Source organism: Pollutimonas nitritireducens (assembly GCF_002849615.1).
Lineage (GTDB): Bacteria > Pseudomonadota > Gammaproteobacteria > Burkholderiales > Burkholderiaceae_B > Pollutimonas > Pollutimonas nitritireducens.
The window spans coordinates 1-11,754 of record NZ_PDNV01000008.1; the positions used below are offsets into that span (position 1 = coordinate 1).

An 11,754-nucleotide genomic window follows, 5' to 3' on the forward strand; every position below is an offset into this window, starting at 1 on the left:
ATGGCTGCTAAGTGATCCGACCAGTATTGCATTCCCTTCGACATATCTGCCTGCTCCGAAATTGAACAGACTGAAGGTTGCGCCTTTCATCGAAACCCGACAAGGATGTGCTTGCTGGATCACTTACCTCATGAACAACCAAAAAAGTCTTTCGATCGCTGCCATCGTGATGACCGTCGCACTAGTCATCCTCATAGCAATTTTCCCAGCCCAAGCAGCAGAATCGGAAAAACGAATGGCCTTGCACGACGTGATGCAACAGCTTGGACGCGACATGCAAGCGGTGACGGGAGCTATTTCGGAGGAAAATTGGGGCTTAGTGGCCCAGCTTGCTCCGAAAATCGGTCGCCACCCCGAGCCGCCTATAGCGGAAAAACTGCGCATCCTCGCTTGGCTTGGAACTGATGCCGGAAAATTCCGAGGTTTTGATGGACAAGTTCAGGATGCCGCCACCCCCATGGGCGAAGCTGCAACGCGCGGCGATGGCCAGGAGGTGATTGTGGCATTTAGCGAGATGCAACAGCGCTGTTTGAGTTGCCATCAAGAGTTTCGCAAACCGTTCCAGGAGCACTTTTATGGAAAGCGCTGATCTGACTGGGCCTCAGGGCACAGCACATCATCCATATCATGAACCGTGCACACGATAGGCTACTGCTACGACTTTGCACCTTACCTTTTATTGTTGCCAGTCTCAGCAGTTGCGCAATACTTAATAACTTCGAGCCATCAGTGACGGTAAGGCCGATAACGCCAAATGAGTACATCACACTACAACGCGGAGACATTCTTGTCTCTCGTCAACTCAGCGCTCTAACCACCCAAACCATTCGCGTGGCCGGCTTAAATGTGGATGAGTGCGTTACCCACTTGCCCTTAGATTGCACATTGGCATTGACTAATACGAAAGACATCTCAGATGAGCGCAAACTATCGGCACTTGCCGAGCTTTGGCTACAGCGGGCCATAACCATGCATACAACAGCCGCGCATGCTGGCGATAGCGTAGCCACCCTCGCGCCCTGGATGGAAGCCGCGCGCTATGCCTATGCTTATCTCTTCTTTACCCGAAGGACACCCGACGAGCGCGCGTTCGAAAATCGTCAGACCCAGGTTCGCGATTGGTACAACTATACGGTGCAGCAGGCAATTACGCAATTATTCAAGGGGCTCTCTACACAGGCGCGCATTACAACAAGTGACAAGGTCAATACCGTCAACATAGACGGCTGGACCGCACACCTCAAATTCGATGCACGCCAGCCAGAAGGCGTTACCTTTCCGCAGGAACTCATACCAACATCCTCATTGGCCTTTCAGGGCCTGCACAGCATCTACCGCCGAGATGGGTTCGGTGCGGAATTAGTAGCAGTGATGGATCATAAGTCGTCGCCACGCGACGATACTCGCAATACAGCATCAAGTTCCGGATCAAAAGACGCCAATCGAAGTCGAATGCGTGCTCCTCCATGGAGTGAGATGCCTTCGCCGAACATGACTGCAGTGTTCAGTTTTGATGCGAAAGACTTGGATGAATTAGTTCATGTCCGTGAGGTCACTGTCAGCGTCCACGACCCACTTGTCGAGAGCCAATTGATGTTGCATGGCCACCGCGTACCGCTGGCCGGCAATTTCACCGCAGGTTACGGATTATGGCTCGCTCGCTCAGGCTTCAGCAGACAATCGCTGCACACTCTATTCGGGCGTGAGCACGGAATTGAGCACCCCCACGTCTATATGATGCAACCATATGATCCTGATCGTCGAATCATTCTGATGTTACATGGGTTGGCTAGCAGCCCAGAAGCCTGGGTCAATATGACCAACGAAATTCTAGGAGACGAAGATCTACGGCGTGAGTTTCAGGTTTGGTTAGTTTCCTACCCAACGAATATGCCGGTTATTGTCAATCATGCAACGATACGTCAGTTGCTTCAGGAAACATTACGTAATTTCGATCCGCATGGGCAGGCGGTAGCGTCACGTGGCCTGGTTATAGTCGGGCATAGTATGGGCGGCTTGATTGCGCGACTGATGGTGTCCTCGGCAAGGCATGAGTTAAGGGACTGGGCACTCACCGACTCCAGAATTAATATGAATGCCACGGATTTCACCCATTCTTTACTGGGCCCAATACTACGCTTTCAGCCTTTCCCTGGGGTGACTCGCACTGTTTTTATCGCGACACCACACCGTGGCACGGCCGTCGCTGGCTATAGGCCTGCTCGCTGGTTGTCTGGATTGATACGGCTGCCCTTGACGGCCCTTGAGAACATCGGTGACGCGCTACACGCCAGTGCCATGGCCAGTTCCGAATCAGGCGATCGCATTTTAGTAGGCGTTCCAAACAGCATTGACAACCTAGATGAGCGGGATCCATTTATTAAAGCGGCCGTTGACTTGCCGATCTCAGATCAAGTGTTCTACCACTCCATCATTGCCAGATCATCCACGGCTGGGTCGCTTGAAGACTCCGACGACGGCCTTGTGCCCTATAGCAGTTCTCATCTGACAGACGCTGTGTCCGAAAAAATCATTATCTATGGACATAGCGTGCAAGAGGCCGCCGCCTCGATCCTGGAAGTTCGGCGGATTCTGCGAGAAGACATCACGGCACACCGTCGAGCAGTTGTGCCCCGGGAGCATTGATGAGGTGCCTGAGCTGCGTCTGGATCTACAAGCCTCGCCCACTTTACATCTGCGGCTTACTCAGCAGCATCAGTGCATGTTGCGCGACAACCCATTCCTCGTTGGTAGGCTCCACGGCCACTCGCACCCGGCTATCGGGCGTGGAAATCAGTGCGGCATTGCCGGCATTGCCGGCATTGACGTCGTCGTCGAGCTCGACGCCCAGAAAAGCGAGATCACGGCATACGCGCTCGCGTACAAACGCATTGTGTTCGCCGACGCCGGCGGTAAAAACCAGCAAATCCAGCCCGCCCAGCACCGCCGTCAAGGCGCCAATCTCGCGCACAATACGACGCACATAAAGCGCCAGGGCCAGGGGAAGCTGTGCTCGCACGCCCCTTTCACCGGGGTCGTTTTCATGCTGCACGATCACGCGCGGTTCGGATGAGAGGCCCGAAACACCCAGCAGGCCGGATTGGTGATAGAGCATGTGGCCGACGTCCTGCAGCGAGCGCTTGTCGATCTCCATCAGGTACAGCACTGCACCCGGATCGAGTGCGCCCGTGCGAGTCCCCATCATCAGGCCGTCCAGGGCAGAAAAACCCATTGTTGTCGCCACGCTTTGGAGCCCTTGCATCGCGCACAGGCTGGCACCGCTGCCCAGGTGTGCAACAATCACCCGACCCTGAGCAAGATCACCGTATCGCTCGGGCAGGACATGGGTCATATATTCGTAGGAAAGACCGTGAAATCCATAATGGCGCAAGCCCTGCTTCCAGATTGAATATGGCAGAGGCAAGATTTGTTCCACTAACGGCAGATCATGGTGGAAGGCGGTGTCAAAGCAGGCGACCTGTGGCAGCTCGGGGTGCTGAGCAAGCAAGACGCCCATGGCTTCAAGCGGGAACGGCTGGTGCAAAGGAGCCAAGGGAATATAGCTGCGCATATCGTCGATGATTTCCGCAGTAACCAGGGTCGGAGAAAAATAGCGTTTTCCGCCATGCACCACGCGGTGTGCCGCCGCAACAAGACGCCGACCTTGCAGTCTCTGATCTACCTGCTCGCGGATCAACTGCAAGGCGGCCGTGTATGGATGTTCGGCATCCAGCTGAACGCGGCGAACCGGTATGCTGGTTTCGCCAAAGTCTGGTGTCGGCCCGCCAATACCTTGCACCTTGCCGTTCCACAGGGGTCGGCGCGCCAGCGCCTCGGAGCGCGCCTCGAACAGCGCAAACTTGATGCTGGAAGAGCCGCAATTAAGAACGAGGATCAAATCGCCGGACATAAGCAAACCTTGTACAGTGAGATCAGGCGGCGGTATAACCACCATCCACGACCATGGCGATGGCGATGGCGCAAGATACCAGGCGTGTCTGGCTGGAATCGGCCCGACTGGTCAGCACGATAGGTACTCGCGCGCCCATGGCGATACCGGCGCTGTCGGCCTGCCCAAGAAACTCCAACTGCTTGGCCAGCATATTGCCACTCTTCAAATCAGGCACGACCAGAATATCGGCCTGGCCCGCAACTGCCGAATGGATCCCCTTGACCCGAGCAGCATCTGGCAAGACGGCATTGTCAAGAGCTAGCGGTCCATCGAGCAAGCCGCCTTTAATTTGGCCGCGATCAGCCATTTTGTACAGTGCGGCCGCATCCAGCGTTGATTGCATGCGCGGGTTGATGGTTTCCACTGCGGCAAGAATCGCCACCTTTGGTTCGGCCACGCCCAGTGCATGCGTCAAACTGATGGCATTACGTATGATATCGGCTTTGTCTTCCAGTGTTGGCGCGACATTGACAGCGGCATCAGTAATGATGAATGGGCGTGGATAGGCAGCGGTTTCCATCACGTAGCAATGGGTGATGCGGCGTTCGATATGCAGCCCGGCACAGGCTGAAAGGATCGCGCGCAGAAATTCGTCGGTGTGCAGGCTGCTCTTCACCAAGGCCTCGACTTCACCCTGACCAGCCATCTTTGCCGCGGTGGCAGCGGCGGCATGGCTGTGCGGCACATCGATGATCTCGCAGCCGGCAAGGTCGATGCCGGCCTCTTTTGCGATGGAGCGCAGTTTGGCCTGAGGCGCCACCAACACCGGCGAAATGATGCCGGCGTTGCGCGTATCGATCACGCCGGACAGGCTGAGAGCATCACAAGGGTGCGCCACCGCCATGCGAACGGCCTGCATATCGCGTACATGCTCGATTAGGCGCTGGGTGCCGCGTATTGTGTTGCTTGGCATTGTGCCGGATTGAGATGAGCGTGAGTCCGCATCAGTCATAAAGTTATTTTCGTTTTACGCGATAGAGAAGGGCTGCATGTACCATCGACGATGCTATTGCATATGCTGGCCGCCGTTCATGGAAACTTTGCTGCCGGTCATGAAAGCGGCGGCATCACTGGCAATGAACGCCACCAGCGCCGCGATCTCGGCTGGTTGTCCCAGACGACCCACGGGGATTGCGCTGATGATACGCTGCAGAGTCTCTTCGGGAACGGCTGCCAGCATCTCGGTGGCAAGGTAGCCTGGTGCGACGGTAATTACGGTGACACCTTTGCGCGCAACTTCTTGCGCAAGCGCCATGGTAAAGCCGTGCACTCCCGCCTTGGCCGCCGAATAGTTGGTCTGGCCGAACTGCCCCTTGCTACCGTTAATCGAAGAGATATTGATTATGCGCCCCCAGCCCCGTTCCATCATTGCTTCAACAAAAGGCTTGGTGACATTGAACATGGAGTCCAGATTGGTGCGAAGCACCAGATCCCAGTTGGCTTTATCGAGTTTACGCAGGGTAGCGTCTCGGGTAATGCCCGCATTATTGACAAGAATGTCCACTTGCCGACCGTCAGCATGAATGTTGCGGGCCAATTCCTGCACGGACTCGTAGACGGAAACATTCACGCTATAGGCTGAAAAATGCATGTCTTGTGCGGCGAGTCCCTTAACCCAATCGGCAGCCTTGTGATTGCCCGGCGTATGCGTGATGATCACTTCGTGGCCGGCATCATGCAGTGCCCAGGCAATCGCCTCGCCCAGACCCCGATTACCACCGGTCACCAGTGCGGTGCGCTTTTGCTCGCTCATATGATCATTCCCTATTCCGCAGTCTTTTTTTGCTTTGCAGCCGCAGCTGATTTACCAGCCAACGACATACTGCTTGGCAACCATGGAGCGAAATTTGCACTGCTGCCCAAAAGCTGAGTCACTACCTTTTGCCAATCCTGAAGAGCCTGCTGGAGACCAGCGGTAAACTCTGTCTGGTTCTTAATGGCTATTTTGTTCATTGTTTGCGTGCTGCTCATACCGGCCTGAAACAAGCGCCCAACCGTATCAGCGGGCAGCGTCCCAAACGACTGCAAATTCACCACCTGCGACAAACCTTCAATTTCAGTCTTGGTCGTCGCCATGGCATCGGTATTGCGCTGTTGTGCGGCCTCCAGCCAGCGTCGCCGGCTGTCTTGCAACAGTTGCAGGATGCGCAACTGCAGTTCGAGGTTGGTTTTATAGAGATTGACGGAAAAAGTTTCGGTGCTCATTATGACCTCCTTGGTCTGGTAAACCTTAATCGAATACAAAGCCAGCTCACCCGATGGGCAAATCGTGTTTGCGCCAGTCAGCCGTTATGCGCACTCTGACCTTTATCTTTCCATGACGTAGGTACCAGGCGCATCGGCGATCGGCGCATATCCCGCTGCTTTTTCCCCCATGGACGGTGGCGCCACGCGCCCCGAAGAGCGCCCGGAGAGCCACTTTTGCCAGCTTGGCCACCATGAGCCTTCTTGGAGCGGCGTGTCGGTACGCCAGCTCTGCGGATCGGTATAGCGCTCGCCGGCCTTGCGCGTGGATATCTGGAAGCTGCGTCGGGGGCGGCCCGGCTCGCTTACCACCCCCGCATTGTGTCCCCCGCTGGTGAGCACAAAACTTACGTCGGCACCACTACTTAATTGATGGATCTTGTACGCAGACAGCCAGGGCGTCACGTGATCACGGACGGTACCGACGGCAAAAATCGGTGCGCGGATATCACTGGGTACCGCCGGCCTGCCGTCAACGTCGTAGCGTCCCTCCGAGAAGTCGTTGTTAAGATACAGGCGCCTGAGATATTCGCTGTGCATGCGAAACGGCAGACGCGTGGTGTCGGCGTTCCAGGCCATCAGGTCGAATAGCGACTGACGGTCACCCAACAGGTATTCGCGCATACGTCGCGACCAGATCAAGTCGTTCGAATTGAGTAGCTGAAAGGCTCCCGCCATCTGCTCGCCATCCAGATAGCCTTTGTCCCACATGAGTGATTCCAGCCAGGCAAGCTGGCTCTCGTCTATGAACAGCGACAGCTCGCCGGGTTCACGAAAGTCGACTCCCGCCGCCAGCAGCGAGAGACTGCGCAATCTTTCGTCGCCGTCACGCGCCATGGCAGCGGCGGCAATTGAAAGCAGAGTCCCGCCCAGACAGTATCCGACCGCGTCCACTTTTTGCTCCGGCACGATAGACGTGACCGCATTGAGCGCGTCCATGACGCCGAGTCGTCGGTAATCTTCCATGCTCAGATTACAGTCGGCAGGGCCGGGATTCTTCCAAGAAACCATAAAAACCGTGTGGCCCTGGTCAACGAGGTACTTGACCATCGAGTTGTGTGGCGACAGGTCGAGAATGTAGTACTTCATGATCCATGAAGGGATGATCAGTATCGGCGCGGCATGCACCTTGGGCGTCATGGGGGCGTACTGTATTAATTCGATCAGGTGATTACGATAAACCACCTTGCCCGGCGTGACGGCCACGTCCTTGCCGACCTCGAAAGCCTCTGTTCCGAAAGGCGGTTCATTCAAAGCCTGGCGCCGCGCGTCTTCGAGAAAGTTCATTGCCCCGCGCCAGAGGTTTGCGCCACCCGCATGTACGGTTGCCTGCAAGACCTCGGGGTTAGTCTACGGAAAGTTGACCGGCGACCACATATCAAGCCACTGACGACCGGCAAAGGTAACCAGGTCTTCGTGATGGCGTGATACGCCGCGCACGCCCGTCGTTGCGTTGTGCCACCATTGCTGTTGAAGCAGAAAACCCTGGTGGATCAGGTTAAAGGGCCATTGCTGCCAAGCAGGATCGACAAAGCGGCGATCTTGCTCCAGGGGTTCGACACATTTTGTGCAGTGAGGCGTGGCCGTTGCTCGCAGCGCATATCGGGTAAAGCGCTGCTGCTTATCCAGCGCTTTGTCCAGCAGCTTGCGCTGCTTGCCTGGCGATATCGCAAGATGGATCGCCCAATCATGCCACGCCAGCAAGCCTGCCGTCGGCGACAGCCCGCGCGTGAGGCGCGCCAGCCCCGTGTGCGCCAGGGAATCGAGAGCATCTGGCAGGCTGTTTACCGTTGGTTCAGACGTGTTAATTGCGATCGCATCGGCCATCTCAGTATCACTCCCCAATAAGTAAGTGATATATTACTTACTTCGACGGGTTGAGGCAATCTCAAAATCAGGCTTGGCACGCGTTTCGGCTTGACATTTCGCAAGGAACGAGCTGACGGCAGCTTTACGACATAGAACACGCGGGCTCAACTGGCCCAACGACTATTCAATCTTCGACAATTGCCAAAGCAGTGGGCCTAATTAGCGATATCTAATCCTCAAGCCTCGACTGCTCAGGACGCTGTGGGTATGACGACTCATGTTCTCTTCAAGCCCACCGGCCACTTTTAGGTGCTGATTGCGCAACTACTGACACAGCAAAACTCAGTCGGCTTAGCTGCTCAGCTACGCCAACCTACTTACAGCGCTGCGCTATATCAAACATTGGGAGGGAGGGTACGTAGGTTCGGACGAGAGCGTGATGTAGCAGCGTCACCTGTGCGCGTAAGTCGAGCATCAAAGCCTGGAATCTATCCGATTGATATGCCTCGGTGGACTCCAAGCTCCCATGAAATAGATCCCTTATGAACCGTCGCAGCGACTTGCTGTCCTATCCGTTGCTCAATCACCGGTTTCCATGGCACCAGCCTGAATCCCAGGCCATTGTCCAGCATGGCAAAACGCCCACTGGCGAGCATCACGCTACGCCGGTAGATGCCGGCCACGCGCTGGCCGTCGGCCACAGGGCGATGCTCCAGGCCGGTGTCGTCCGCAATGTCCTTCGCGGCCTGCGTCAACTCCCGATTGCGCAAGGTGGCCCGCAGGTTCCGTCGCAAAGAAAACGGATACTGCCAGCAGCGACATTGAACTAATGGTGGTTAGTGACGAGATCAGCTACGGCGAACTCTTCACTGCGCTGGAAGACGCAAGCGCGGCCCTTGGCCGCCAGGTTAATCCAACGATTCTGTCGAGGGCTAAGTTTCGAAAACGCATTGCGAACCAGGAGTCGTTTCTGACTCGTGTCATGGGGCAACCCAAGATCCGGATATTAGGGGAAGACAGTGACCTCAGCGTTTGAAAATCTGAGCGGCCCAGGCAGGCCATTGCGGGCCGAGAAAGCCGCTTCGATCTGGCCTATAACGCTGCCCACGCGTTGTGCCTGGCTGCTTTACGCTGACATGGCTATCGCTCCAGCAGCCGATATGTCGTGTTCCAACTATTGCCGCACACGCTGAATCCTGGCCCAGCAGTCTGGCGCGTTCTCGACAAGTGTCACAACATCCGTAACCTGGGTGAGTACGAGGGCGACTTAAACGTCGATGATCGTATCGCCACAGATTTGGTTGCAGCCTCCCAGGCTGTTGCAGACCGAGTCGATGCTTTAGCGCGCTTGAAGTAGCCCCGGGCAAGGCGACCGGCTGACTGGCCAATGATGCGTGGTATGACATCAGCACGCCACTATGGGTTGGCGTGAGTGGCAGTGCAAGAACTGGATGAGCGACAAGCTTGCATCCAGGATATGGTCGGCTTGTGAAACAACGTATACCGGGAAGAGGTGGCCATCTTCAGCGCGTCCAATAAGAACGACTCGGAGGCGCACTCTTGCGAAATCTTAATCACCCTGCCATTGAAATCTTTACGGTTTTTTTACGCCGAAATGGGTAAATTGTGGAGCTTCGAACCTCACAATGACATTAATGCTTGGTCGGCTATCACGTGAATTGCCTCCTTCAGCCAACTCTAGCTAATTGTTTGGTGCAGGCACTCGTAGCTTGCATTGATATCAGGGCCAGGACGGCGCCATCAGCGCACGGTAATGCTCGCCCAGTTAATACAGCACAGGTAAACCTTGACTCCCCATCCTCAAAAAAGCCCCGTCGCCATACTCACATTGGGTGCCTTGGGCGTCGTCTACGGCGATATCGGTACCAGTCCACTGTACACAATGAAAGAGGTGTTCTCGGCGGAACACGGCCTGGCACTCAGTGAAGCCAATCTGTTCGGCGTCGTTTCCCTAATTGTTTGGGGGCTCATCATTATTGTTTCGCTCAAATATGTAGTGTTGGTTCTGCGCGCTAATAACCGCGGCGAAGGCGGAATCATGGCGCTCACGGCGCTTGCCCTGTCTGCCGTCTCCCGCAAGTCGCAGTGGTACCACCCTGTTCTATTAATTGGGATGATCGGCGCTGCTATGTTTTATGGTGATGGCGTTATCACCCCGGCCATCTCAGTGTTGTCGGCTATCGAGGGACTTGAGATCGCCACCCCTGCATTAAAGCCTTACGTGGTTCCGTTGACCGTAGCAGTATTGGTCGCACTATATATGCTGCAGCGACGCGGTACCGCCGGAATCGGAAAATGGTTTGGCCCCATCGTCTTACTCTGGTTCATCGCGCTCGGGCTAATGGGCATCGTTAACATCGTTGCCAATCCGTCCATTCTGGCTGCGCTCAATCCACTCCATGCGGTGAGCTTTCTTGCTCAAAACGGCTGGCTGGCGTTTGTCGCCCTAGGCGCAGTTGTACTTGCTTTTACTGGTGCCGAAGCCCTCTATGCGGACATGGGGCATTTTGGGCGAAAGCCTATTCGATTCGCGTGGTTCCTGGTTGTTTTCCCCGGATTGGCACTGAATTACCTTGGGCAAGGGGGACTCTTGTTATCGAACCCTGAGGCGATTTCCAATCCGTTCTATCAACAGCTGGGGCCATGGAGCATTTACCCCTTGGTGGTTCTGGCGACGATGGCTACCGTCATTGCATCGCAGGCAACAATCTCAGGCACGTTTTCAATGACGCAGCAAGCCATAGCACTCGGCTTTCTGCCGCGCATGCGGGTGCTGTACACGTCTGAGCGCGAAATAGGCCAAATCTACATCCCGGCTGTCAACTGGATGCAATGTATTGTGGTGATCTTAGCGGTTGTGGGTTTCGGTTCGTCGACTAACCTGGCTGCGGCGTACGGGATTGCCGTGACCGTCACGATGTTGATGACAACAATACTGACATTCTTCGTCATCCGCTATAAATGGCGCTACAACCTGCTGCTATGCTGGGCGGCAACGGGATTCTTTCTTATCATCGACTTCGCGTTCTTTTCCGCCACTGCGCTGAAACTGCTACATGGAGGATGGTTTCCGTTGGCACTTGGTGCGACCATGGTCTTTATCATGCTGACTTGGAATACCGGTCGGGAACTGGTGTTTGAGAACTTGAAAAAGCATGCGATCCCGCTTGGGAGTTTTCTGCAGTCACTCTTTTTAAGCCCACCTCATCGAGTGCCGGGCACCGCTATCTTTTTTCGCGCAGAAGGCGACGGCGTTCCGCATGCAATGCTTCACAATCTGCTCCATAATAAGGTGCTTCATGACCGTACTGTGTTTCTGACGGTCTTCAACGCCGACATCCCGCAAATTGCACAGTCTGAGCGTGTGGCGGTCGAACCGCTCGGGCACGAGTGTTACCAGATCAACGTGTACTTCGGGTTCAAGGACGACAGAAATATCCCGCAGGCGCTCCAACTATGCAAGCAACAAGGTTTGGCGTTCGAACCGATGGAGACGTCCTACTTTATCGCGCGCCAGACAGTGATTCCAAGTATTGGCAGTGGTATGGCCTTATGGCGAGAGTCGCTGTATGCAGCCATGTCTCGAAACGCGCGCGATGCAGCTGACTTTTTCCGTCTTCCAACCAATCGCGTTATTGAGCTGGGCGCGCAGATCGAGATCTGAGGGCAAGTATTGGCCTACAAGACAGTGGAGCAATCTCTTTAAACGCTTAGAATGGTAGGCAATC

6 protein-coding genes and 3 pseudogenes are annotated in these 11,754 nt (G+C 55.4%); 3 read left to right on the plus strand and 6 right to left on the minus strand.

The window, feature by feature from the left end:
* Together CR155_RS12865 and CR155_RS12870 are read left to right on the plus strand one after the other, a co-directional pair.
* Window positions 1–589, plus strand: a 589-nt coding sequence (locus tag CR155_RS12865; RefSeq protein ID WP_233214244.1) for a cytochrome c, incomplete at its 5' end; no start/stop codon positions are given.
* 296 nt (window positions 590–885) lie between these two features.
* Entirely contained in the window at window positions 886–2,646 is a 1,761-nt protein-coding gene (locus CR155_RS12870; RefSeq protein ID WP_233214246.1) for an esterase/lipase family protein, read from the plus strand.
* 43 nt (window positions 2,647–2,689) lie between these two features.
* On the opposite strand, the gene CR155_RS12875 is transcribed toward CR155_RS12870, so the two are convergent.
* The 6 genes and pseudogenes from CR155_RS12875 to CR155_RS12900 all read right to left on the minus strand — a co-directional run.
* Window positions 2,690–3,910 carry an acetate/propionate family kinase gene (locus tag CR155_RS12875; RefSeq protein WP_102070702.1) on the minus strand — a complete coding sequence of 407 codons (1,221 nt, stop codon included), beginning with the start codon at window positions 3,908–3,910 and terminating at the stop codon, window positions 2,690–2,692.
* A 22-nt stretch (window positions 3,911–3,932) separates the two neighbouring features.
* Window positions 3,933–4,844 (minus strand): annotated as a pseudogene (locus tag CR155_RS12880) (bifunctional enoyl-CoA hydratase/phosphate acetyltransferase); the annotation flags it as partial.
* A 114-nt stretch (window positions 4,845–4,958) separates the two neighbouring features.
* On the minus strand, window positions 4,959–5,705 hold the full coding sequence (phbB, locus tag CR155_RS12885) for an acetoacetyl-CoA reductase (RefSeq protein ID WP_102070458.1): 747 nt from the start codon (window positions 5,703–5,705) through the stop codon (window positions 4,959–4,961).
* Window positions 5,706–5,716: 11 nt separating this feature from the next.
* Entirely contained in the window at window positions 5,717–6,157 is a 441-nt protein-coding gene (locus CR155_RS12890; protein ID WP_102070459.1) for a hypothetical protein, read from the minus strand.
* A 102-nt stretch (window positions 6,158–6,259) separates the two neighbouring features.
* A pseudogene (locus CR155_RS12895) lies at window positions 6,260–8,023 on the minus strand (PHA/PHB synthase family protein).
* 470 nt (window positions 8,024–8,493) lie between these two features.
* Window positions 8,494–8,799 (minus strand): annotated as a pseudogene (locus CR155_RS12900) (DUF3363 domain-containing protein); the annotation flags it as partial.
* Between the two features lie 1,013 nt (window positions 8,800–9,812).
* Between CR155_RS12900 and CR155_RS12915 the strand changes: the two are divergent.
* Entirely contained in the window at window positions 9,813–11,690 is a 1,878-nt protein-coding gene (locus tag CR155_RS12915; protein ID WP_102070461.1) for a potassium transporter Kup, read from the plus strand.
* Window positions 11,691–11,754 lie beyond the last annotated feature (64 nt).

Coding starts and splice junctions, on each gene's coding strand:
- CR155_RS12875 (WP_102070702.1), bottom strand. CDS start 3,910: ATGTCCGGCGATTTGATCCTCGTTCTTAATTGCGGCTCTTCCAGCATC.
- phbB (WP_102070458.1), bottom strand. CDS start 5,705: ATGAGCGAGCAAAAGCGCACCGCACTGGTGACCGGTGGTAATCGGGGT.
- CR155_RS12890 (WP_102070459.1), bottom strand. CDS start 6,157: ATGAGCACCGAAACTTTTTCCGTCAATCTCTATAAAACCAACCTCGAA.